Annotated in this window: 19 protein-coding genes and 1 riboswitch; of the genes, 4 read left to right on the top strand and 15 right to left on the bottom strand. The window is 67.1% G+C overall.

The genetic code is table 11. The annotated features are described in order from the left end of the window. Nucleotides 1-32 precede the first annotated feature (32 nt). The 9 genes from AC5P57_RS11320 to AC5P57_RS11280 form a co-directional block, all read right to left on the bottom strand. Entirely contained in the window at nt 33-1,805 is a 1,773-nt protein-coding gene (locus AC5P57_RS11320) for a DUF885 domain-containing protein (protein ID WP_262235551.1), read from the bottom strand. Between the two features lie 269 nt (nt 1,806-2,074). Further along, the gene (locus tag AC5P57_RS11315; protein WP_010482376.1) at nt 2,075-2,422 is read right to left on the bottom strand and encodes a lipid-A-disaccharide synthase N-terminal domain-containing protein; all 348 of its coding nucleotides are present in this window, start codon (nt 2,420-2,422) and stop codon (nt 2,075-2,077) included. Next, complete coding sequence (locus AC5P57_RS11310; protein ID WP_099551796.1) at nt 2,422-3,144, bottom strand: glycosyltransferase family 2 protein; 723 nt, start codon at nt 3,142-3,144, stop codon at nt 2,422-2,424. The genes AC5P57_RS11315 and AC5P57_RS11310 overlap by 1 nt, the downstream gene beginning before the upstream one ends. Before the next feature lie 89 nt (nt 3,145-3,233). Continuing rightward, nucleotides 3,234-4,199, bottom strand: a complete 966-nt coding sequence (locus AC5P57_RS11305) for an NAD-dependent epimerase/dehydratase family protein (RefSeq protein WP_262235552.1) — start codon at nt 4,197-4,199, stop codon at nt 3,234-3,236. Nucleotides 4,200-4,250: 51 nt separating this feature from the next. Beyond that, nucleotides 4,251-4,982 (bottom strand): suppressor of fused domain protein, encoded by a 732-nt coding sequence (locus AC5P57_RS11300; RefSeq protein WP_099551798.1) that lies wholly within the window; start codon nt 4,980-4,982, stop codon nt 4,251-4,253. A gap of 126 nt (nt 4,983-5,108) precedes the next feature. Next, a complete protein-coding gene (locus AC5P57_RS11295; RefSeq protein WP_008267278.1) occupies nt 5,109-6,032 on the bottom strand; it encodes a ParB/RepB/Spo0J family partition protein in 924 nt (307 codons plus the stop codon). After that, complete coding sequence (locus tag AC5P57_RS11290; RefSeq protein WP_032128472.1) at nt 6,032-6,829, bottom strand: ParA family protein; 798 nt, start codon at nt 6,827-6,829, stop codon at nt 6,032-6,034. The genes AC5P57_RS11295 and AC5P57_RS11290 overlap by 1 nt, the downstream gene beginning before the upstream one ends. A gap of 112 nt (nt 6,830-6,941) precedes the next feature. Next, on the bottom strand, nt 6,942-7,580 hold the full coding sequence (gene rsmG, locus AC5P57_RS11285) for a 16S rRNA (guanine(527)-N(7))-methyltransferase RsmG (RefSeq protein ID WP_049436024.1): 639 nt from the start codon (nt 7,578-7,580) through the stop codon (nt 6,942-6,944). Between the two features lie 39 nt (nt 7,581-7,619). Continuing rightward, a complete protein-coding gene (locus AC5P57_RS11280; RefSeq protein WP_142807071.1) occupies nt 7,620-8,219 on the bottom strand; it encodes a 4'-phosphopantetheinyl transferase family protein in 600 nt (199 codons plus the stop codon). A gap of 84 nt (nt 8,220-8,303) precedes the next feature. On the opposite strand from AC5P57_RS11280, the gene AC5P57_RS11275 reads away from it, so the two are divergent. Next, entirely contained in the window at nt 8,304-8,555 is a 252-nt protein-coding gene (locus AC5P57_RS11275) for a GlsB/YeaQ/YmgE family stress response membrane protein (RefSeq protein WP_005411656.1), read from the top strand. A 72-nt stretch (nt 8,556-8,627) separates the two neighbouring features. Here AC5P57_RS11275 and xth read toward each other — a convergent pair whose 3' ends face one another. The 4 genes from xth to AC5P57_RS11255 all read right to left on the bottom strand — a co-directional run bounded on the left by xth (nt 8,628) and on the right by AC5P57_RS11255 (nt 14,291). Beyond that, the gene (xth, locus tag AC5P57_RS11270; protein WP_142807072.1) at nt 8,628-9,395 is read right to left on the bottom strand and encodes an exodeoxyribonuclease III; all 768 of its coding nucleotides are present in this window, start codon (nt 9,393-9,395) and stop codon (nt 8,628-8,630) included. Between the two features lie 118 nt (nt 9,396-9,513). After that, a complete protein-coding gene (locus AC5P57_RS11265; RefSeq protein WP_262235553.1) occupies nt 9,514-10,923 on the bottom strand; it encodes a coniferyl aldehyde dehydrogenase in 1,410 nt (469 codons plus the stop codon). Nucleotides 10,924-11,091: 168 nt separating this feature from the next. Continuing rightward, the gene (locus tag AC5P57_RS11260) at nt 11,092-12,753 is read right to left on the bottom strand and encodes an MFS transporter (RefSeq protein ID WP_099551802.1); all 1,662 of its coding nucleotides are present in this window, start codon (nt 12,751-12,753) and stop codon (nt 11,092-11,094) included. Nucleotides 12,754-12,863: 110 nt separating this feature from the next. After that, nucleotides 12,864-14,291 (bottom strand): DcaP family trimeric outer membrane transporter, encoded by a 1,428-nt coding sequence (locus tag AC5P57_RS11255; protein WP_262235554.1) that lies wholly within the window; start codon nt 14,289-14,291, stop codon nt 12,864-12,866. A 245-nt stretch (nt 14,292-14,536) separates the two neighbouring features. On the opposite strand from AC5P57_RS11255, the gene acs reads away from it, so the two are divergent. From acs to AC5P57_RS11240, 3 genes are all read left to right on the top strand, one after another. After that, nucleotides 14,537-16,480: an acetate--CoA ligase gene (acs, locus tag AC5P57_RS11250; RefSeq protein ID WP_262235555.1), complete on the top strand. Its 1,944-nt coding sequence runs from the start codon at nt 14,537-14,539 to the stop codon at nt 16,478-16,480. A gap of 80 nt (nt 16,481-16,560) precedes the next feature. Next, nucleotides 16,561-17,226 (top strand): response regulator transcription factor, encoded by a 666-nt coding sequence (locus AC5P57_RS11245; RefSeq protein ID WP_006477308.1) that lies wholly within the window; start codon nt 16,561-16,563, stop codon nt 17,224-17,226. A 256-nt stretch (nt 17,227-17,482) separates the two neighbouring features. Continuing rightward, a riboswitch (yybP-ykoY riboswitch) is annotated at nt 17,483-17,572 on the top strand. 88 nt (nt 17,573-17,660) lie between these two features. Next, entirely contained in the window at nt 17,661-18,236 is a 576-nt protein-coding gene (locus AC5P57_RS11240) for a manganese efflux pump MntP (RefSeq protein WP_005414918.1), read from the top strand. A 46-nt stretch (nt 18,237-18,282) separates the two neighbouring features. On the opposite strand, the gene AC5P57_RS11235 is transcribed toward AC5P57_RS11240, so the two are convergent. Both AC5P57_RS11235 and AC5P57_RS11230 read right to left on the bottom strand, forming a co-directional pair. Further along, nucleotides 18,283-21,729 carry a hybrid sensor histidine kinase/response regulator gene (locus AC5P57_RS11235; protein WP_099554352.1) on the bottom strand — a complete coding sequence of 1,149 codons (3,447 nt, stop codon included), beginning with the start codon at nt 21,727-21,729 and terminating at the stop codon, nt 18,283-18,285. Between the two features lie 135 nt (nt 21,730-21,864). Further along, entirely contained in the window at nt 21,865-24,012 is a 2,148-nt protein-coding gene (locus AC5P57_RS11230) for a S46 family peptidase (protein WP_099554350.1), read from the bottom strand. Nucleotides 24,013-24,028 lie beyond the last annotated feature (16 nt).

Here is a 24,028-nt window from a genome sequence, read left to right as displayed (position 1 = left end):
GCCGGCCAGCGGCCGGCACTACCCGGTAGCGGTCAGGCCTTCTTGCGTTCGGCGATGTAGGCCTGGATCTGCTGTTCCAGCACCGGCAGCGGCACCGAGCCCTGCTTGAGCAGGGTGTCGTGGAAGCCCTTGATGTCGAACTTGTCGCCCAGCTCCTTCTCGGCCTGCGCACGCAGGCGCACGATGGCGATCTCGCCCAGCTTGTAGCTCAGCGCCTGGCCCGGCCAGGAAATGTAGCGGTCCACTTCGGTGGTCACTTCATGCTCGCTCAGCGCGGTGTGGTCTCGCAGGTAGGCCAGCGCCTGCTCACGGGTCCAGCCCTTGCTGTGCACGCCGGTGTCGATCACCAGGCGCGTGGCGCGCCACATCTCGTAGGTCAGGCGGCCGAAATCCTCGTAGGGGGTTTCGTAGATGCCCATCTCCACGCCCAGCTTCTCGCAGTACAGCGCCCAGCCTTCGCCATAGGCGGAGATGTAGGCGTTGCGGCGGAACTCGGGCAGGTTCTTCTGCTCGGCGGCAATGGCGCCCTGCAGCGCGTGGCCCGGATCGGATTCATGCAGGGTCAGCGCCGGCAGGTTGTACAGCGGGCGCGACGGCAGGTTGTAGGTGTTGAGCCAGTAGGTGCCCATGCCGCCACGGCCGGCGGTCCAGAACGGCGCGATATCCGGCGGCACCGGCACGATGGTGAAGCGCGCGCGCGGCAGCGTCATGTACTTGCCAAGCTGGCCATCGGCGCGCTTGGAGATCCACGCGGCACGCGACAGCAGCTCTTCCGGCGTCTTGGCGTAGAACTGCGGATCGGTACGCAGGAAGGTCAGGAACTCGGCGAAGCTGCCCTTGAACTTCACCTGCTTGATGATGTCGTTCATTTCCTTCTGGATGCGTGCGACTTCATCCAGGCCGGTGCGGTGGATCTCGTCCGGCGACAGGTCCAGCGTGGTGTATTCGTGGATCTGCTGCTTGTAGTACGCCTTGCCATTTGGCATCGCTTCGGCGGCCAGGGTGGTACGCGCCTGCGGCACGTACTCGTTGACGAAGAAGGTGCGCAGCTGCTGGAACGCCGGCACCACCTTGCCGCTGATCGCTTCACGCGCCTGTGCCTGCAGCTTGGCCTGTTCGGCGGCCGGAATGCTGTTGGGCAGTTTCTTGAACGGCGCGTACAGCGGCGACTCGGTGGGATCCATCAGCTCGGCGACGGTAGCGATGGAGACCTCGCGGCCATCGAGCACGGCACGCGGCACGCTGAAGCCACGCTTCAGGCCGGCGCGCATGTTCTCGGTCTGCTGGCCGAAGTATCGCGGCACATCGTTCAGCCGTGCGATGTAGTTCTGGTAGTCCTGCACGGTCTTCATCTCGCGCCGGGCCATGAAGGACAGGTTGGACCAGAACGAGGAGTCGGCGTTGAACGGCATCTCGTAACCGCGCAGACGCGTCTCTTCAGCCAGGTTGAACACCTGGTCGCGGTAGATCGCATAGTTGACCTGGTTGTCGGGCGAGAGCGTCTTCGGGTCGATCTTCTTCAGTGCAGCCAGGGTCTCGTCCCAGACCTTCAGGCGCGCCTGCTGCGCGGCCGGGCCGACGTCGGGCATGCGGGTGGCATTGGCCGGGGCGTCCTCGTCCTCACTGGCCTCACCGCCGCCTTGCTGGCGCCACTTCCACTCCTTCTCGTACAGCGCGCGGAAGGCGGCATCGGCGGGCGATTCGGTGGCCACGCTGGCCGGTGCGGCGGTGGCGGGCGGCGCGGCCAAGGCCACGGCAGGGGCAGACAGGGCGATCAGCAGGGCAACGGCGAGACGGGTTTTCACGAGCACAGGTTCCCGGGAAGGCAGGCCCCGATGATGGCACCGCCCACGGCCCGTGGCATGGGACGAAGGTCCTGCCTGCGCAGCAGACCGGGGCCCCGGTAGCGGCCAACCTTGGTTGGCGCTGGATTTCCCCGTGTGCCAACCAAGGTTGGCAGCTACCAGGCACGGTAGCCAGGCACGCAGTAGATCCACGCCATGCGTGGATGCGCCGGGCCCGGATACACCTGTGCCGACCAAGGTCGGCACCTACAGGATGGGCCCCGCAGGCCTCAGTGGCTGGCCCTGTCGCGCTTCCAGCCGCGGTGCTTGATGTCCAGCTGCAGGCTGTACAGGGCGGTGAACGCCGGGAACAGGTTCTGCAGCACGCCCACCGAGTCCTGCTTGGCCGAGAACAGGAAGTAGCTCAGCGTCATCAGGCTGCCGACCACGCTCATGTACCAGAACAGGCGCGGGATGACCGGCTTGCCGGCACGCTTGGAGGCGACGAACTGGACCAGCCAGCGGCCACCGAACATCAGCGCGCCGGTGTAGCCGATCAACTTCCAGCCGGTCACATGCAGGCCGGTCCAGTACAGCCAGGTCAGCGGCTGGTCCAGCCAGTGCAGTTCCAGGCCCATCACCGTTCTTCCACCGTGGTGCGCTTGCTGCGGGTGATCAGCCAGGCCACGCCGCGCAGGTCACGGATGCCGACCAGTGCCCGGCCCAGGTTGTTGTACTTGGATACGCCGGCGGTGCGGTGGCGGTGGTTGACCGGCACACTGGTGGTCTTCCAGCCGGCACGCTGCATCAGCGCCGGCAGGTAGCGGTGCATGTGGTCGAAGTACGGCAGGTCGAGGAACGCGCTGCGCTCGAACAGCTTGATGCCGCAGCCGGTATCGGGCGTGTCATCGCGCAGCATGCGTGCACGGATGGCATTGGCCCACTTGCTGGCCCAGCGCTTGCTGCCGCTGTCCTGGCGGTTGACCCGCCAGCCGGCGAACAGCTTCACCTGCGCCTCGGCCGCATCGCGCGCGGCCAGCAGCTTTGGAATGTCGGCCGGATCGTTCTGCCCGTCGCCATCCAGGGTCGCGATCCACGGCGCACGTGCGTGCTTGACGCCGGTGCGCACCGCGGTGCTCTGCCCGCTCTGGTTCACGTGGTGCAGCACCCGCAGTTCCGGCGTGGTCGCCTTCAGGCCCTGCAGCACCGCCAGGGTGTCATCGCGCGAGTGGTCGTCGATGTAGACGATCTCGAACGGCAGCCGGCCGCGCAGTGCAGCGGTGATTTCGGCGACCAGCGGGGCAACATTGTCGCGCTCGTTGAACACCGGGACGACAACGGAAAGCTCGGGTTGGCTCATAAGGCACTCGGCCAAAGGGGGACAAAGACCGCGCATTCTCCGAAGCCGAGGTTATCCGAAGATGAATCCGGCTGTGTGAGGGTCCGTCCTCAGGCGCGGTCGCCAAAATACTCGCGGCACCACTGCACGACAGGGGGCAACCCTTCTTCGATCGGGGTCACCGCGTCGAAGCCGAATGCGTCATGGGCGCGCCGGGTATCGGCCATCGTGCGCACCATGTCGCCCGGCTGCATCGGCTTGTAGACCTTCTGCGCCGGGCGGCCGGCGGCCTGCTCGATCACGCTGATGAAGCGCTCCAGCTCGACCGGCGTATGGTTGCCGAGGTTGAACACCCGGTGCGGTACCGGACCATCGGCCGGATGCGCGAGCGCGCCGAGAATACCCGACACGATGTCGGAGACATGTGTGAAATCGCGCTGCATGCGGCCTTCGTTGAACACGTCGATCGGCCGCCCGGCCAGCACCGCGCGCGAGAACAGCAGCGGTGCCATGTCCGGCCGGCCCCACGGGCCATACACGGTGAAGAAGCGCAGGCCGGTGGCATGCAGGCCGTACAGCTGCGCGTAGGTGTAGGCCATCAGCTCGTTGGCCGCCTTGGTCGCCGCGTACAGCGAGCGCGGCTGGTCCACACGCTGGTCCTCGGAGAACGGCGGCGTGGCCGAATCACCGTAGACCGAGCTGCTGGAGGCATACACCAGGTGCTGCACGCCACGATGGCGACACAGCTCCAGCATGTTGACGAAGCCGACCAGGTTGCTGTCGACGTAGGCCTGCGGGTTCTCCAGCGAATAGCGCACGCCGGCCTGCGCGGCCAGGTGGATCACCGCGGTCGGCTGCACTTCGTCGAACAGCGCGGCCAGGCCCTGCTGGTCGGTCAGGTCCAGGGTGCGCAGGTCCAGGGTCGGGCACAGTGCGGCCACGCGGTCGCGCTTGATCTGCGGGTCGTAGTAGTCGTTGAAGTTGTCCAGGCCGACCACCGGCTGGCCCGCCTCCAGCAGCGCGCGGGCGGTGTAGGCACCAATGAAGCCGGCAGCGCCGGTGAGCAGGATGGTCATTGCAGTTGCCTGGAAATCAATGAGTACAGGTGCAGAGGATACGCTGCGGGCTCAGAACAGCCCGAAACGCTTCTTGGCCACATTGGTGCGGCCGGGTTCGATCACGTCCTGGATCTTCTTCGCATCGAAGCGGTCGAGCAGCGCCTCGGCACCCTTCTTCAGCTTCAGGTCCATCTCTTCCGGATACAGCGGAACCAGGCTCATGAAGCTGATGAGCTTGCCGTCGTCCAGTTCCAGCGTGGCGAAGTCCTCCGGGGTAGTCACCGGCGGCAGCACGATGGCACCGTCGAAGCCCACGCCCGGCGCGTAGGGCTCGCTGGGATGGCCGTTGGGAATGGTGTGGCCGAAACCCAGCCAGGTGTCGTACTCGTGCGGCAGCCGCGCCATGCCCTTCAGCAGGCGCACCGGCCAGTAGTTGCGTTCGTCCTCGAAGGCATCCTGGGACATCGGCCAGTCGGCCGGCAGGGTCACCATCAGCTCCATGTAGCGCGGCACGTCCGCGTCCACCTCGGCGGGCACGGTCATCGGCAGGTCGCTCATGCCGGAGGTGACCAGGCGCAGGTACGGGAACTGGTCATTGGCCGGCACCACGTGCACGTCGATGTGCACCAGGTCGGAGATGATCTCGTGGAAGACACCGGACACCGGACCCAGATGGCGCTCTATGTGCGCGCCGATCGCCTCGATGTGTTCTTCGCCCTGCGGCGGGGTGAAGTCCTTCTGGCGGCTGTGCACCATGATCGGGCTGCCGCCCGGGCTGACGTCGTCGAATGTGTTGCTCATGTCCTGCTCCCTGGATGAGGCCACGGACCGGAGAGCAGTGCATCCCCCGGCGCGCGCGGCGGTGCGTTCCCTGTCATCTGCAGGACGCGGCAGGAACAGGCCGAATCCCCTGGCGCTGCGCCGGGCTCAGCCCTGGCGCGTACGCAGTTTTTCCAGCACGCCGTCCAGGGTATCCAGGTCGGTGTAGTGGATGATCAGCTTGCCCTTGCCGCCGCGGCCATGGTTGATCGCCACCTTGGCACCCAGCGCTTCGGACAGCTCGGTTTCCAGCGAGGCGATGTCGGCCTGCTGCACCTTCGGCGTGGCCACCGGGCGGTTGCTGGGTACCTTGCCGGCGGCGAAGGCCTGCGCTCGGCGCTCGACCTCGCGCACCGACCAGCCTTCATCGGCCGCTTCCTGCGCCAGCTTGCCGGCCAGCTCGGGGGCCAGGGTCAGCAGCGCACGGGCGTGGCCCATTTCCAGGCGGCGGGTTTCCAGCAGCAGGCGGATGGCCACCGGCAGCTCCAGCAGGCGCAGCAGGTTGGACACCGCCGCGCGCGAGCGGCCGACGGCCTCGGCGGCCTCGGCATGGGTCAGGGTGAATTCGCTGATCAGGCGCTGCAGCGCCTCGGCTTCTTCCAGCGGGTTGAGGTCTTCGCGCTGGATGTTCTCGATCAGCGCCATCGCGATGACGGTGCGGTCTTCCAGCTCGCGCACCACCACCGGCACTTCGTCCAGGCCGGCCAGCTGCGATGCGCGCCAGCGGCGCTCACCGGCGACGATTTCGTAGTTGCCCGCCGGCAGCTGGCGCACCAGGATCGGCTGGATCACGCCCTGCGACTTGATCGAGTCGGCCAGCTCGGACAGCTTGCCCTCGTCCATCTCGCGGCGCGGCTGGTACTTGCCCGGCTGCAGCTGGCCCACGGCCAGCTTGCGCAGCACTTCACCCGGCAGCGGCTCGATCACCGCGGTGGTGGCCTGCACCTGGCTGACCGCCCCCTTGGGACCCAGCAGCGCATCCAGGCCACGGCCGAGGCCTCGCTTCTTGGCTGCCGGCTTGCTGCTGGTCATCAGACGGTCTCCACGGCCTTGGCGGCCTTGTTGCGTTCGTTGTTGCGGCGGATGATCTCGCCGGCCAGGCCCAGGTAGGCCACGCCACCGCGCGAAGCGCGGTCGTAGCCGACGATGCTCTGGCCATGGCTCGGCGCCTCGGCCAGGCGCACGTTGCGCGGCACGATGGTGCGGAACACGCGGTCGCCGAAGTGCTCGGTGAGCTCGGCCGAGACCGCGTTGGCCAGGTTGTTGCGCACATCGAACATGGTGCGCAGCACGCCTTCGATCTCCAGCGCCGGGTTGAGGTTGGCACGCAGCGCTTCGATGGTTTCCACCAGCGCGCTCAGGCCTTCCAGCGCGTAGTACTCGCACTGCATCGGCACGATCACCGAATCGGCAGCGGCCAGCGCGTTGAGCGTCAGCAGCGACAGCGCCGGCGGGCAGTCGATCAGGATGTAGTCGTACTCGTCGCGGATCGGTGCCAGCGCGCGCTTCAGGCGCTGCTCGCGCTCGCTCTGCGCCATCAGCTGGATCTCGGCGGCGGTCAGGTCGATGTTGCCGGGCAGCAGGTCGTAGCCTTCGGCGGTCTGCACGCGCACATCGGCGGCGCTGGACTCGCCCAGCAGCAGATCGTAGGTGGAGGAGACCAGCTCACGCTTGTCCACGCCACTGCCCATGGTCGCGTTGCCCTGCGAATCCAGGTCGACCAACAGCACGCGCTTGGGTGCGTTGGCCAGGGAAGCGGCCAGGTTGACGGCGGTCGTGGTCTTGCCGACGCCACCCTTCTGGTTGGCGATGGCGATGATGCGGGCCATGCGGGTGTGCCTCGTCGACGTGTGCTGGGACCGGTCATTATGCGTACAACCGGCCCCTTGCGGAAATCGTGGATCGCCAACCCGTTGTTCCACAAAGGGCTGGCGGCGGGAATCAGGGGCCTGTAACGGTGACCAGATGGCGTTCGCCGGCCAGGCCGGGCACGCTCAACGGGGTCACCTCACGCACCTGCCAGCCAGCCGGCAGGTCCGCGATCTCCTCATGCGGGTAGACGCCCTTCATGGCCAGCAGCACGCCGCCAGGGCGCAGCAGGTGGCCGCCGACGCGGACGATGCCGGCCAGGGTGTCCATCGCGCGCGCGGTCAGCTGGTCGTAGCGGCCGGCCTCGTCCAGCGCCTCGGCGCGCGATTCGGCCACGCGGGCATTGTCCAGGCCGAGCTGGCGCACGGCCTCGCGCATGAAGCGCGCCTTCTTGCCGTTGCTCTCGACCAGGGTGACCTGCAGGCCCGGGCAGGCGATCGCCAACGGGATGCCGGGCAACCCGGGGCCGGTGCCGAGGTCGGCCAGGCTGCCATCGGCCACGAACGGCTGCATTGCCAGCGAATCGAGCAGGTGGCGGGTGACCATCTCCTGCGGATCGCGGATGGCGGTGAGGTTGTAGGTGCCGTTCCAGCGGTGCAGCAGGGCCAGGTAGCGCAGCAGCGGCGGCGCCAGCGCGGCGTCCAGGCCCATGCTGGCCAGGCCCTGTTCCAGCGTGGCAGCCACGCTGGCGGGAAGTGGGTGTTCGCTCATGCCGACATTATCGCCGGTTTTGCACGCTGATTCCCCGCTTCAGTGTGGATACCAGGCCAATGCCGCACGGAACTGGCCGGTGGCCTGCCATTCGTGCAGGTGCCAGCGCGCGGCCTCGCCGAGTTCCGGGTCGCACCAGCGCAGGTGCAGGGCACCATCGGCCCCCGGCGCCAGCTGCAGCCGGTGCAGGCCGAACGAGATGCCCTGCCCGTGCGCCTTCAGGATGGCTTCCTTGACGCACCACACGCGGAAGAACCAGTGCTCGCGCCCGGCCTCGTCCAGGCTTTCCAGCCAGATCACCTCCTCGGGGTGGAAGAAGCGCCGTACGATTTCCAGAAGACGCGGCCGCGGCCGCAGCAGTTCCAGGTCGACACCCAGCCGCACGCCTTCGCCCAGCGCCACCAGCAGCACCTCGCCACTGTGGCTCCAGCCGGTGCCGTAGTGGGCCAGAGCGCCGCTCAGTTCCGGCCGGCCCTTGTCATCACGGACCAGCGGCAGCGTCTCCGGGTCGGCACCCAATGCCTGCGCCAGCACCTGCCGCGCCTGCGGTTCACCCCGGTGGCCCGGCACGTGCGGGCGGCGCCAGACCGTCACCGGACCGAAACGCCACGGGCCGTCGAGGGTGGCTGGCAGGCTCATCCGCACGCGCCCATCACGCAATTCCACGACGGGTTCACGGCCATGCGCGTCAACTGGTCACAGTTCCCCACCGGAGGTTCGATCATGGGCATCATCATCTGGCTGATCGTCGGCGGCATCGTAGGCTGGCTGGCCAGCATCATCATGAAGCGCGATGCCCAGCAGGGCATCATCCTCAACATCGTGGTCGGCATCGTCGGCGCGCTGATTTCCGGCTGGCTGTTCGGCGGCGGCATCAACGAAGCGATCACCATCCGCACCTTCCTGTTCTCGCTGATCGGTGCGGTGATCCTGCTGGCGATCGTCAACCTGTTCACCCGCAAGAGCATACGGTGATCTGAGGGTAGTGCCGGCCGCTGGCCGACAGACGCATCACAACGGGCCCGGCAATCGTCGGGCCCCGTTCGTTCAAGCGATCTGCACCCACGCCGGCGCATGGTCGCTCGGGCGTTCCCAGGTACGCGGCTCGCGGTCGATGCCCGAGGCCACCGCACTGCCCTTCAGCGCCTCGGAGACCAGGGTCAGGTCGATGCGCAGGCCCAGGTTGCGGCGGAAGCCAGCGGCACGGTAATCCCACCAGCTGAACACACCGGCCTCGTCGTTGTGCAGGCGGAAGCCATCGTGCAGGCCCAGCTGCAGCAGCTTGTTCAACGCGCCGCGCTCGGCGGTGGAGGTCAGGATGTGGTTTTCGTTCCACACCTCCGGGTCGTGCACATCGCGCGCGTCCGGGGCGATGTTGAAGTCGCCCATCACGATCAGCTTCGGGTGGCGCTGCAGCTCTTCGGCGATCCAGGCGTGCACCGCCTCGAGCCAGCGCAGCTTGTAGTCGTACTTGTCGGTGCCGATGTCCTGGCCGTTGACCACGTACAGGTTGATCACCCGCAGGTCGCCGAAGGTACCGGCGATGACACGCTTCTGCTCGTCCTCGAAGCCGGGAATGCCGATCTGCACGTCCTGCGCCGGCTCACGCGACAGCAGCGCCACGCCGTTGTAGGTCTTCTGGCCGGCGAACACGCTGCGGTAGCCCGCGGCGATCAGTGCAGAATCGGGGAACTTGTGGTCCTCCAGCTTGGTTTCCTGGATACCGACGATGTCCGGGCCGAACTCCTTGAGCCACTGCTCCAGGTGCGGCAGGCGGACATTGAGCGAATTGACGTTCCACGAGGCGATCTTCATGGGGGCATTCTACCCGGGTGGGCCTTGATGGGCGCCCATATACCCCGGTAGACGCCAACCTTGGTTGGCGCCGGCAATCACCCTGTGCCAACCAGGGTTGGCACCTACCGGAACCCGATCACCGCAGCAGCAGCTTCAACAACCCCGCAATCTTCGAATACGGCGGCCGCAACCGGTCGCTGGCCGCCCAGCGCGACTGCCACAGCACCGGCAGCCGCTTGCTCATCGCATCGAACCCGGCCCGGCCGTGGTACGCGCCCATGCCGCTGGCCCCTACCCCGCCAAACGGCAGGCCATCGGCGGCGAAGTGCAGCAGCGTGTCATTCACTGTCACCCCGCCGGCCACCACCTGGCCGAGGATCCGCTCCACCGTTGCCGTATCATGGCTGAAGGGATACAGCGCCAGCGGCCGATCGCGGGACAGCACGTCGGCCAGCGCCGCTTCCAGGTCCGGGTAGGCCCGCACCGGCAGGATCGGCCCGAAGATCTCCTCGCGCATCAGCTCCAGGTCATCCGGCGGGTCCAGCACCACGGTCGGCACCAGCAGGCGTTCACGGTCGGCACGCGCGTCATCCACCTCCGCCAGCGGAATCACCGGCACACCGCGTTCGCGCGCCTGCGCCAGATAGCCCTGCAGGCGCTGGTACTGGCCTTCGTTGATGATGCGGGTGTAATCCGCGGCATCACTGAAATCGCCGTAGCGCTCGCGCACCTGCTGCTGCAGCGCCTGCACGAACTCGCGCTGGCGCGCGGTGTCGATCAGCACGTAATCCGGCGCGATGCAGGTCTGACCGGCGTTGAACCATTTGCCGGTGGCCAGCCGCGCAGCGGCGGTGTCCAGCGGGAAGTCGCGACAGACAATCGCCGGCGACTTGCCACCCAGTTCCAGCGTGACCGGCACCAGATGCTCGGCGGCGGCCGCCATCACCTTGCGGCCCACCGCCGTCGAGCCGGTGAACAGCAGATGGTCCAGTGGCAGCGAGGATACCGCTGCAGCCACGTCCGCCCCGCCCTGCACCACCGCCACCCGATCGGGCGGGAACACACCGGCCAGCAGGTCGGCCAGGAACGCGCTGGTGCGCGGCGTGTGCTCAGACGGCTTCAGCAGCACGTGGTTGCCGGCAGCAATCGCGGTGGCCAGCGGCACCAGGGCAAGGGTGACCGGGTAATTCCACGGTGAGATCACCCCGACCACGCCCAGCGGCGTCGGCCGCAGCTGCGCGCGCGCCGGCCACAGTCGCCAGCCGGCACCTACCCGCTGCGGCTTCGACCAGCGCCGCAGGTGGCGGCGCAGGTGGTCGATGGCCGACAGCACACTCATGCCATCGGCCAGTTTCGATTCAACGTGGGCGCGATGCCCGAAGTCCTCGGCGATGGCCTGGGCCATTTCGTCCAGGCGTGGCTTCAGCGCTTCGCGGAGGCGGCGCAGGTCGGCTTCGCGCTGGTCGAGCGTGGGCCGCTGGGCCAGCCAGGCGCTGCGCAGGGTGTGCAGGATGGCGGGGAGGTCTGCCGGCGTGGTGATGGTCATGGGCCGACTATACGGCGTGCTGCGCAACACGATGGTCGTCTCGATGGGGTCAGATCCCTTTCGCAAGCGAAAGGGATCTGACCCCAAAAACAGGGAAACAAAAAAGGCCGCGGTCTGCACCGCGGCCCATGAAACCCGGTGGGTGCCGACCGTTGGTCGGCACGCCGGCTATTTGGTGATATCCACGTCCTTGGTCTCGCGCAGGAACAGGCCGCCGATCACCACCGACATCAGCGCGATGATGATGGGGTACCACAGGCCGTAGTACAGGTTGCCGGTACCGGCCACCAGCGCGAACGAGATTGCCGGCAGGAAGCCACCGAACCAGCCGTTGCCGATGTGGTACGGCAGCGACATCGAGGTGTAGCGGATGCGGGTCGGGAACAGTTCGACCAGGTAGGCGGCGATCGGGCCGTAGACCATGGTCACGTACAGCACCAGCAGCCACAGCATGAAGATGGTGCCGGCGATGTTGATGCGGGCGCCATCGGCCTTGGCCGGATAACCGGCGGTGGTCAGGGCGGTCTTCAGTTCCGCACCGAACGCATCGGCCTTGGCCTTGCCGTCTTCCTTGGTCAGGCCAGCGGCTTCATACGAGGTGACGCTGGCGCTGCCCACGTTCACCATCGCCAGCGAACCGGCGGCGGCGGGCTGCACGTCGTACGGCACACCGGCCTTGGTCAGCGCGGCGGTGGCCACGTCGCAGGAGCTGGTGAACTTGCGCAGGCCGACCGGATCGAACTGGAACGAGCAGGTGTTCGGATCGGCCACAACCAGGGCCGGCGAGCTGCTGCGGGCTTCTTCAATGGCCGGGTTGGCGAAGTGGGTCAGGCCCTTGAAGATCGGGATGTAGGTGACGGCAGCCAGCAGGCAGCCGGCCAGGATGATCTTCTTGCGGCCGATACGGTCGGACAGCCAGCCGAAGAAGATGAAGAACGGCACGCCCAGCGCCAGCGCGGCGGCGATCAGCAGGTAGGAGGTGGTGGCATCGACCTTCAGCATGCTGCTGAGGAAGAACAGCGCATAGAACTGGCCGCCGTACCAGACCACGGCCTGGCCGGCTGCAGCGCCGAGTAGGACCAGCAGCATCAGCTTCAGGTTGCCGCCCTTCAGGCTGTCGCGGAACGGGGTCTTGGAACCCTTGCCTTCCGACTTCATCTGCTGGAACAGCGGCGATTCGCTCAGCTGCAGGCGGATCCACACCGAGATGCCCAGCAGCAGGATCGAGACCAGGAACGGGATGCGCCAGCCCCAGGCTTCAAAGGCTTCATTGCCCAGGAAGTAGCGGCAGGCCAGGATGATCAGCAGCGACATGAACAGGCCGAGCGTGGCGGTGCACTGGATGAAACTGGTGTACAGGCCACGCTTGTCGTCCGGCGCGTGCTCGGCCACGTAGGTGGCGGCACCGCCGTACTCTCCGCCCATCGCCAGGCCCTGGGCCAGGCGCAGGATGATCAGGATCACCGGTGCGGCGAAACCGATCGATGCATAGTTGGGCAGCACGCCGACCAGGAAGGTCGAGATGCCCATGATCAGGATGGTGACCAGGAAGGTGTACTTGCGGCCGATGCGGTCGCCGAGGCTGCCGAAGAAGGCCGCGCCGAACGGACGCACGAAGAAGCCGGCGGCAAACGCCAGCAGGGCGAAGATCATGCCCGTGGTTTCGTTGACGCCACTGAAGAACTGCTTGGCGATGATGGCGGCGAGCGAGCCGTACAGGAAGAAGTCATACCACTCGAACACCGTGCCGAGGCTCGAGGCGAAAATGACTTTCTTGTGGCCCTGGGTCAGGGTGCCCGCTTTGTGTGCGGTGCTGGGTGTGCTGGACATGGGACGTTTTCCCTCTGTAGGTGCCGACCTGGGTCGGCACTCAATCCGGTAGACACCGACCGTTGGTCGGTACTCAATTCGGTAGGTGCCGGCCGCTGGCCGGCACGCTCTTAGAAGCTGTACTTGGTGGTGAACTGCAACCGGGTGATGTCACCCTTGTTTCCGTTCTCCACTTCGCGACGGCCGTACATCAGCTCGGCGCCGATATCGACCTTGGGCAACGGCGAGTAGAAGATGTTGCCGCGGATGCTCTGCACGCTCTTGGTCACCAGCGGGCCGAGGATGCTGTCGTTGTCGTAGTCGCTGCGCGCGTAGATCAGGTTGGTGCGCAGCTTCGACGAGAACGCATGCCGCCAGCCCACGTAGCCGGCAAGCACGCCGGTCGGGTTGAGCTCGTCGCGGGCCACGTCGTAGGCACTGTCGGCGGTGATGCCCAGGCCGATGTAGCGGGCGATGCCTTCGCCACCGGTCAGCTGGTAGTGCAGCGAATCGCTGTCACCCATCACCCACTTGCCGCCCAGGGTCAGGCCGCCGGCCACCTTGTCGGCCTTGGCGCCGGTGGCCTGGTTGTCGACCTTCAGCTGACGGACGATGCCGCCGACACCGAAGGTGCCCCAATCGCCCTTCCAGCCATAGCGCATGGTCAGATCGGGCAGGCTGCCGCGGTCGGAGTTGGCGCTGGCATTGGTCCAGGCGCCGGTGACCGGATTGCGGGTACCGGTGAGGGTGGTGGTTTCCGGGTTTTCCAGCGCGACGCTGAAGCCGCCCTGGGTGTAGCGCACCTGGGCCTGGCGCACGAAGATCACGCCGTCGGTGGGGCCGACGAAGTCGACCGCTTCGGGCAGTGCGGCCGCGTCCATGAAGTTGGACCAGGTCTGGCCGGCCATCCAGTTGTTCCAGTACATGTAGGCGTGGCGCAGGGTCACACCGTAGGTATTGGTGGCGGTCTGGTTGCCCAGCGAGTTGCCGAAGAAGTCCATCTCGAAGAACGCACCGGCCTTGTTGCCCGATTCGCTCACGTTGTCGATGCCCAGGTTGAAGCGCGAGAACTTGGCGTGGGCATTGAAGTCGGTGCCCGAACGCTTGCCGCTGCCGCCGGCGCCTTCCACCGGGGTCTGGCCCGGCAGGTACAGCGAGCGGCCGGTGGCGTCGTCGGCCAGCTGGCCGTCACTGGTCTGGGTGGCGAGGAAGTCGGCCTTGATGAAGCCGCCGATCTTGACTGTGGTGCCCGGCGCCGCGCCCGGGGTGATGGTGGTGACCTGGATCGGCTGCTTGCCGGCCGGCACCGAGGCGACCGGCTTCTGCTCGGCCTGCACGGTGCGGACTTCGGTCACTGCCTGCTGGGTCTGGCTGATCTGGGTCTGTTGTTGTTGCTGCGAAGTCAGCAGCAGCTGGACCTGGCGTTCCAGTTCGGCAACGCGTGCTTCCAGCGCCTTCTCTTTGGCGGTCTCTGCGAACGCCATGCCCGGTGCGACCAGGGCGACCAACAGGCAGGCCGCCAAAGGTGTGCGCACGGCTTTCAACGTACGGTGGCTCATGTTGCCCTCTCTCCCAAGTGGCAAGGTGATGCCGCGCGTGGGGCACGGTCGAGCCGAGACTGCGGGGCGATTATGTATAGCGGCTATTCGCCATTGGTCGAACCCGGCCCTGCAGGGCGCTCACTTTCGACCATGGTCTAACCAAGGTGGTGACGCGACCGGGGGTGGATGGGGCAAACTGAGGGGGATCGGTCGCCGCAATGCTGCGACCGCACACACAAAGTCAACGTGCAAGTGAGGGTGCCATGGCTGATATCTACCCCGTCGATCCGCAGTTCGCCGCCAAGGCACGCATCGACAAGACGTCCTACGAACAGCAGTACCAGGCTTCGCTGACCGACCCGGATGGTTTCTGGGGCAAGGCCGCCGAGCGCCTGGAATGGATGCGCAAGCCGACGAAGATCAGGAACGTCAGCTACGACCTGTCCGATTTCCACATCAAGTGGTTCGAAGATGGCGAGCTCAATGCCAGCGTGAACTGCCTGGATCGCCAGCTCGAGAAGCGCGGCGACAAGACCGCGCTGCTGTTCGAGCCGGACAGCCCGGATGCGCCGGCCCAGCACGTGACCTATCGCGAGCTGTACGAGCGCACCTGCCGCCTCGGCAACGCACTGCGCAACCTCGGGGTCAAGAAGGGCGACCGCGTCACCATCTACCTGCCGATGATCGTCGACGCCGCCGTGGCCATGCTGGCCTGTGCGCGCATCGGTGCAATCCACTCGGTGGTGTTCGGTGGCTTCGCACCGAACTCGATCGCCGACCGCGTCAGCGACTGCCAGAGCAAGCTGATCATCACCGCCGACGAGGGCCTGCGCGGTGGCCGCAGGATTCCGCTGAAGGCCAACGTCGATGCCGCGCTGAAGCTGCCGGGCACCAACACGGTTGAAACCGTGCTGGTGGTGCGCCACACCGGCGGCGCGGTGGACATGCAGGCCCCGCGCGACCGCTGGTTCCACGACGTGGTGGACAGCCAGCCGGCCAGCTGCGAGCCGGAACGCATGAATGCGGAAGACCCGCTGTTCATCCTCTACACCTCCGGTTCCACCGGCAAGCCGAAGGGCGTGCTGCACACCACCGGCGGTTACCTGCTGTACGCGGCCTACACCCATGAAGCGGTGTTCGACCTGCGCGAGGACGACATCTACTGGTGCACCGCCGACGTCGGCTGGGTCACCGGCCACAGCTACATCGTGTACGGGCCGCTGGCCAACGGCGCGACCTCGCTGATGTTCGAAGGCGTGCCGAACTACCCGGACACCTCGCGCTTCTGGAACGTCATCGACAAGCACAAGGTGAGCATCTTCTACACCGCCCCGACCGCCATCCGTGCACTGATGCGCGAAGGCGAGGAACCGGTGAAGAAGACCTCGCGCGCGTCGCTGCGCCTGCTCGGCAGTGTCGGCGAGCCGATCAATCCGGAAGCCTGGCGCTGGTACTACGAAGTGGTCGGCGATAGCCGCTGCCCGATCGTCGATACCTGGTGGCAGACCGAAACCGGCGGCATCCTGATCTCGCCACTGGCCGGTGCGATGGATCTGAAGCCGGGTTCGGCCACCCTGCCCTTCTTCGGCGTGCAGCCGGCGCTGGTCAATGCCGATGGCGAGATCCAGGACGGCCCGACCGAGGGCAACCTGATCATCCGTGATTCCTGGCCGGGCCAGATGCGCACGGTGTACGGCGACCACCAGCGTTTCATCGATACGTATTTCCGCACCTACCCGGGCAGCTACTTCACCGGCGACGGTTGCCGCCGCGACGAAGACGGCTACTACTGGATCACCGGCCGCGTCGATGACGTGATCAATGTGTCCGGCCACCGCATCGGCACCGCCGAAGTGGAAAGCGCGCTGGTCTCGCACCCGAAGGTGGCCGAAGCGGCCGTGGTCGGCTTCCCGCACGACGTGAAGGGCCAGGGCATCTACGCCTACGTCACCCTGGTGGCCGAAGAGGCACCGAGCGACGAGTTGCAGAAGGAGCTGGTTGCCTGGGTGCGCAAGGAGATCGGCCCGATCGCCACGCCGGATCACCTGCAGTGGGCGCCGGGCCTGCCGAAGACCCGCTCGGGCAAGATCATGCGCCGCATCCTGCGCAAGATCGCCGAGAACGCGCCGGACCAGCTCGGCGACACCTCGACCCTGGCCGATCCGTCGGTGGTGGCGTCGCTGGTGGACGAGCGCAAGGTGCGCTGACGTACGACCCGGGGTCGGATCCCTTTCCGCAAGGAAAGGGCTCCGACCCCATCTGCTTTCCCCCACGGTTCCCCCCGACCATGACCACCCTCCTGATTGCCGATGACCACCCGCTGTTCCGCGAAGCCCTGCGCGGCGCCGTGCAGCGGGTCATCCCCGGCGTGCAGCTGTTCGAGGCCGACAGCGTGGAAGCGCTGTACGCGCTGGCCGATCAGCACAACGACGCCGACCTGGTCCTGATGGACCTCAACATGCCTGGCGCACAGGGTTTCAACGCGCTGGTGCACATGCGCTCGCTGCACCCGCACCTGCCGGTGGTGGTGGTGTCCGCGCGCGAAGAAGCCACGGTGATGCGCCGCGCGCTCGACCACGGTGCGCTGGGCTTCATTCCGAAGTCTGCGGATTCGGACACCATCGGCCATGCACTGGGCACCATCCTCGATGGCGAGACCTGGGCACCGCCGGAAGCGCACAACGTGCCGCCCACCGGCAGCGAAGAACGCGAAGTCGGCCAGCGCCTGCGTGAGCTGACCCCGCAGCAGTTCCGCGTGCTGCAGATGCTGGGCGCAGGCCGCTTGAACAAGCAGATCGCCTACGACCTCAACGTTTCCGAAGCGACGATCAAGGCCCACGTCACCGCCATCCTGCGCAAGCTGGGCGTCACCAACCGCACCCAGGCCGTGCTGATGGCCGGCAAGCTGGCCATCGACGACGACGCCATCGTGCTGCCGCCGGAAGAAGACTGAGGGTAGTGCCGGCCGCTGGCCGGCAATCCCCCTGAAACGTGCGACATCATCTGAAACCACACTGGTAGGTGCCACGCTTGCTTGGCACGCTGCCCTGCCGGCCAGCGGCCGGCACTACCGCATCCCCGGTGGGTGCCAAGCTTGCTTGGCACGCCTTTGCTCCGCCGATGTTATAGCCATCGCTATACAAACCAGCCCTGCCTGCGCGTTTCGCTGGAAATGCGCCACGCGCGAATCGCGATGCTAAGCTTCGCGTCCCCTTGGGGAGTAGCCGGATTCCTACGCAGGAATCGTCCACGTCAACATACTCGGCCAGTGCGCCGTGGCGTGGACAACCATGATGGTTGGCGAGACCAGCGGCCCGCGCGCGCAACGTCAGGTTGGGCGCGAGCGCAGGCCGTGCGTCCGTCCTAGCCCGACCTCAGCAGCCGCCCATGTCCCCCATTTCGATCCTCCTGATCGGCTTTGCCATGTCCACCGATGCCTTCGCCGCGGCGATCGGCAAGGGTGCGGCCATGCGCAAGCCGGTGTTCCGCGATGCACTGCGTGCCGGCATCATCTTCGGCGTCATCGAGGCGATCACGCCCATCATCGGCTGGCTGCTCGGCCGTGCCGCCCTGCAGTATGTCGAAGCCTTCGACCACTGGATCGCCTTCGGCCTGCTCGGCGCGCTGGGCATCCACATGATCTACAACGGCCTGCGCCCGGACAGTGCCGAGGAAGACGAAGACCCTTCGCAGCATCACGGCTTCTGGAAGCTGGCGCTGACCGGCTTCGCCACCAGCATCGACGCGATGGCGGTGGGTATCGGCCTGGCCTTCATGGACGTGCATATCGGCGTGATGGCCGCGGTCATCGGCCTGTGCACGCTGACCATGGTCACCGCCGGCATCATGCTCGGCCGCGTGCTGGGCAGCATGGTCGGCAAGCGTGCCGAGATCATCGGCGGCGTGATCCTGGTGATCATCGGTGCGACGATCCTGTACGAACACCTGCACGGCGTGGGGTAACGCGTCGAGAGCGAGCGATTGCGTGGTTGCCGGCCAGCGGCCGGCACTACTGCGCGTCGCGCAGCGCGCCCAGGAAGGCGCGCAGCGAGGCCGGCTTGATCGGCTTGGTCAGCACGCGATAGCCACGTTCGCGTGCCATCCGCTTCAGCTCGTCGCGGCCGTCGGCGGTCAGCAATGCGCCTGGCAGCACGTAGCCGGCTGCTTCGCGCAACGCCACCAGCGCGTCCAGGCCATCCATGCGGTCATGCAGGTGGTAATCCACCAGCATCACCTGCGGGCGCTCGGCAATCTTCTCCAGCGCCTGGTCGACGGTGGCAGCGGTGATCACCTGCACCTGCCAGCGGCCGAGCAGCGCGCGCATGCCGTCGAGGATCTCCTCGTCATTGTCCACGCACAGCACGCGCAGGCCGGCCAGCGAATCGCTGCGCACCGGCGCAGTCACGGCCTGTACCGGCGTGGCCAGCTCGGTGTAGCCCGGCAGCGGCGCCACCCGCGGCAGGATGATCGAGAACATCGACCCGCTGCCGACGCGGCTGCGGGCATTGAGGCGATGGTCCAGCAGTCGCGAGATGCGCTGGCAGATCGACAGGCCCAGGCCCAATCCCTGCTCGCCCCAGTCGAACGGCTGCTGGTAACGATGGAACTCGTCGAAGATCTGCCGCATGTGGTGTTCGGGAATGCCGGGGCCGGTATCCCACACCTGCAGTTCCACTTCATCGCCGCGATGGCGTACCGCCAGCACGATGCGCCCCTGCCGTGTGTAGCGCAGCGCGTTGGCCAGGAAGTTCTGCAGCACGCGGCGCAGCAGGCGGCGATCGCTGCGTACCCAGGCCGGCCGCGCGAACAGGTCCAGGCGCAGGCCACGACCCGCAGCAACCGGGGTGTACTGCGCGGCCAGTTCGCGCATCAGCGCGCTCACGTCGAACTCCCCGATGACCGGGTGCAGGCCACCTGCATCCAGGCGCGACACGTCCAGCAGGCCATCGAGCAGTTCCTCGGCCGCACGCAGCGAGGCATCCACACGCTCGGCCAGGTGCTTCTGCTCATCGCTCACATGGTCGCTGTCACGCAACGCCGATGCGAACAATCGTGCAGCGTTCAATGGCTGCAGCACGTCGTGACTGATCGCCGCCAGGAAACGGGTCTTCGACTGCTGCGCGACCTCGGCCTCGTGCGAGCGCTCGGCCACGCGCTGCTCCAGCGTCTCGTTGGCCTCCAGCAACGCCTTTTCCGCGTGCTTGTAGTCAGTGATGTCGTTGTAGCTGGTCACGTAGCCACCACCGGGCAGTGCCTGGCCACGCATCTCGATCACCTTGCCATCGCTGCGGGTGCGTTCGAACACATGCGGCGAACCGGCTCGCATGTAGCCGATGCGACGGTTGATCTGCACCTCGATATCACCTTCGCCCAACTCGCCGCGCTCGGCGTTGTAGCGGATCAGGTCGGCCACCGGGCGGCCCACGTAGAGCATGCCGTCGGGGTAGCCGAACATGTCCTGGTAGCGGCGGTTCCATGCAGTCAGGCGCATGTCCGGATCGACCACGCTGACCCCGGCGCTGATGTTCTCCAGAGTCGTCGACAGGATTTCCCGGTTGAAGCGCAGCTCCTGCCCGGCTTCGTCCAGCACTGCTACCACTTCGCCCAGGTCCATGCCCGAACCACGCAGCAGGCTGGTCAGCAGCAGGCGTGCCGACGCCGCACCAATCGACGCGGCCAGCAGGCGTTCGGTGAACTGCACCCACGGCCGGTCCGCAGGCGCCGAGGATTGCAACTCACGGCCCAGCGACTGCGCCTGCTCGAAGAACGAGCGCCTTGCGTGACGTTCACCGACCACGCGCGAGGCCAGTGCCAGCAGGTCGCCCACATGCACATGGCCGGGCCAGCCACCGGCCACCGACGGGCGCTCGGCATAGGGGTCGAGGAACGGCGCCGCACGCAGCCGTTCGTCCACACCGGGGCGCCAGCGCGCAGACACCAGCATCATCGTCGCCGCGTTGACCAGCAGCGACCAGAAGGTGCCGTGGGTGAGCGGATCCCAGCCGGTCATGCCGAACAGCTGCTGCGGGCGCAGCCACTCGATGCCGAACGGTCCGTGCTGCACCCAGGCGGCATCGACCCAGCCGGCCATGGTCATCGCCGGCAGCAGCAGGGTGTACAGCCACGTCGCGAAGCCGAGCAGCATGCCCGTCTCGACGCCACGGCGGCTGGCGCCGCGCCAGTACAGGCCGCCGATCAGGCCCGGCGCGAACTGCGCCACCGCAGCGAACGCCATCAGGCCGTACGAGGCCAGCGTGCTGTCGTTGCTGCTGGTGCGGTAGTAGCTGTAGGCCATCAGCGCCAGCAACAGGATCGCCAGGCGACGGATCCACAGCACGCGCGAAGCAACGTCGGCCGCTTCCTGGTGGTCGCCACTGCGGCGCAGCAGCACCGGCATCACCAGGTCGTTGCTGACCATGGTGGCCAGCGCGATGGACGAGACGATGACCATGCCGGTCGCCGCCGAGAAACCGCCGACATAGGCGATCAGCGCCAGCGCGTTGCGGCCCTCGGCCAGCGGCAGCGCCAGCACCATCGAATCGTCGGCGACGCTGCCACCGGTGCCGAACAGGGTGACGCCAGCGGTGGCGATCGGCAGCACCATGCCCGAGATCACCACCAGATAGCCGCCGAACATCCAGCGCGCGCGGCGCACGTCGCGCACGTCACCGCACTCGACCACGGCCACGTGGAACTGGCGCGGCAGGCAGATGATGGCGAGAAAACTGAGCAGTGTCTGCGAGATGAATCCCACCGGCGGCAGGCCGGTGAACAGCGTATGCACCGACTCGACCACCGCGTCGGTGCGGTTGCTCAGCCACAGGTAGGCGAACACGCCCACCGCCACCATCGCCAGCAGCTTGATCACCGATTCGAAGGCGATCGCCAGCATCATGCCGTGGTGATGCTCGGTGGCATCGACCTGGCGGGTGCCGAACAGGGTGGCGAACAACGCCATCAGCAGCGCCACGTACAGCGCCGGATCGGTGAAGAATCCGGTCGGGCCGGTGTTGCCGGTCAGCACCTGCAGGCTCATCGCCACCGCTTTGTACTGCAGGGCCAGGTACGGAATGATGCCGATCAGCGCGATGATCGCCACCAGTGCCGCCAACCGCCGCGAGCGGCCGAAGCGCGAGGAGATGAAATCGGCGATGGAGACCACGTTCTGGCTGCGTGCGATCAGCGCCAGGCGCTCGATGATGCGCCAGCCGAACAGCAGCAGCAGCAGCGGGCCGATGTAGATCGGCAGATAGCCCACGCCGTTGCGCACGGCGGTGCCGACCGCGCCGTAGAAGGTCCACGACGAGCAGTACACGGCCAGCGCCAGGCTGTAGACCACCGGCCGCAGCCACGGCCGGTCGGGGTACATCGGCCGACGGTCGCCCCACCACGCCACGCCGAACAGCAGCGCAGCATAGGCAACCGAGACCAGCAGCAGGATCCAGCTGGAGACCACGCGCGCGTTTCCGTCGGGAGAACCCGCAGTGTAGGCCAGGCGTGGCCGGGGGTGCGGGCTCGTTGGGGGCAACCACCCCCACCAAGGTGGGGGCCTACGCGGTGCGGGCCACGACCGTTGGTCGTGGCCGGCTTCTTACTGGGCCGGCACGCCCATTTCCTTCAGCAGCTCCGGCGCCGGGTAGACCTTGGCCAGCAGCCAGCGCAGGTAGCGCATGTCCACGTGCACGGCACGCTTGTAGCGCGGGTCGAACCACCAGCTGGCACTGACCGACTCCCAGTTGCTGTCGAAGTTCAGGCCGATCAGTTCGCCCTTGGCGTTGAGCACCGGCGAGCCGGAGTTGCCGCCGGTGGTATCCAGGTTGGTCAGGAAATTGACCGTCTGGGTCTTCAGTGCCGGGTCGGCGGTGCTGCCGAAGTCACCCTTGGCGATCGCGGCCAGCAGCGGCTTGGGTGCATCGAACGGATAGGCGTTGGTGTTCTTCTCGACGATGCCGGCCACGGTGGTCACCGGCGAGTAGGTCACGCCATCGCGCGGGTGCAGCGCCTCGACCTTGCCGTAGCTGATGCGCAGGGTGCGGTTGGCATCCGGGTATACGGCGCGGCCCTGCTTGGCACGCCAGGCGAACAGCGCCTGCATGTAGGCCGGGCGCAGGCGCAGCTGCTCGCCTTCGCGGGTCTTGCTCTCGTTCTCGATGCGCAGCTGCGCGGCCACCAGCGGGCCGGCCACGGCGATCAGCGGATCGGCGGCCAGCGCCTTGCCTTCGCGCGCAGCAGCGAAGCGCGACAGGCGCTGCGCCTCGTCGCCCAGCTGGGTGGCGGCGTACAGGGTGTCCAGCGCCTTGGCCAGCTGCTCCGGGGTACGGCCGAAGGCCGCGTCGAACTCGGCCACGCGCTGCGCGTCCGGCAGCTTCTGGTAGCGGGTCAGCAAAGTCGTCAGCAGCGCCTTCTCGACCTCCGGTGCGTAACGGCGCTGGACCTGCTTGAGCACGCCTTCGATCATCGCCTGGTCGCGCTGCTGGAAACCGCTCTCGCGCTGCGCGTCCGGCTTGGCCGATTCGATGCGCAGGCGCTCCAGCAGCAGCGCAGAGCGCAGCAGCTGGCTCTGCGCGGCCATCTGGTCCAGCAGCAGGTCACGCTCGCCCACCGCCGCGCCCTGCGACAGGTTGGCCAGCAGCGCCTTGATGTCGGCCTGATATTTGCGGTCGGTCGCGGCCAGCATCGCCGTCTCGTCGGCGGCACGCTGGGCCTTGGCATCGCTGCGCAGCAGGCCTTCCAGTTCACCGGCAGCGCGCTTGCGGTTGTTCTTCAGCGACTGCAGCTGCGAGGCATAGCGGGTGCGCGCCTGCGCATCCTTGGCGCTGGCGGCCTCGATGGTGTCGATCATCTGCTGGAACACCGACACGCGGCGCGGCAGCACAGCATCGATCTGGCCGGCGAATTCGGCCGCGGTGCGGTGGCGGTAGGTGATGCCCGGGTAACCGGCCAGCATCGCGTAGTCGCCTTCCTTCGGGCCTTCCACCGACATCTGCAGGTGCGCCGGCGCCTGGTAGGGCACGTTGTCCTTGCTGTAGGCGGCCGGCTTGCCGTCCTTGCCCACGTAGGCGCGCAGCAGGGTGAAGTCGCCGGTGTGGCGCGGCCACATGAAGTTGTCGATCTCGTCGCCGTAGTTGCCGATCGCACGCGGCGGCGCGTACACCAGGCGCACGTCGCTCAGTTCCAGCTGGGCGATGCGGTAGAAGTCGGTGCCGTAGTACATGTTGGCCACCGAGCAGCGCACGCTGCCGTCCTTCTCGCACTCGGCCACGATCTGCTTGCTGGCCGCATCGACGGCATCGAAGTAGGCGCGGCCGGTCTTGCCACGCGCCTGCGCCAGCACCTGGTCGGTCACCTTGTCGAAGCCGACGGTGACCAGCACGCGGAAGTCCGGGTTGGCCGGGCGCTCGTCGGCACGGTCCTTGGCGATGAAGCCACCGTTGATCAGGTCGTGCTCGGGCGAGCTGTTGTACTGGATCACGCCCATCGCCACGTGGTGGTTGGTCAGCAGCAGGCCATCGGCGGACACGAACGAGCCGGTGCCGCCGCCGGCACGCACCACGGCGCTCAGCGGCGGCGCAGTGACATTGGCCAGGTCGGCCGGATTGCCCTTGAAACCTGCGGCCTGCAGCGGCTTGGCCAGTTCCGGCAGCTGGGTCGGCATCCACATGCCTTCATCGGCGTGGGCGCCGGCGGCGAGGGTCAGGCCCAGGGCCAGGGCGGTGGGAAGGGCTTTGCGTGGTGACATGAGGCAATCCGGTACG

Source organism: Stenotrophomonas sp. YJH_SMC_79 (genome assembly GCF_059367995.1).
This window is presented reverse-complemented; position numbering and strand designations above follow the sequence as displayed.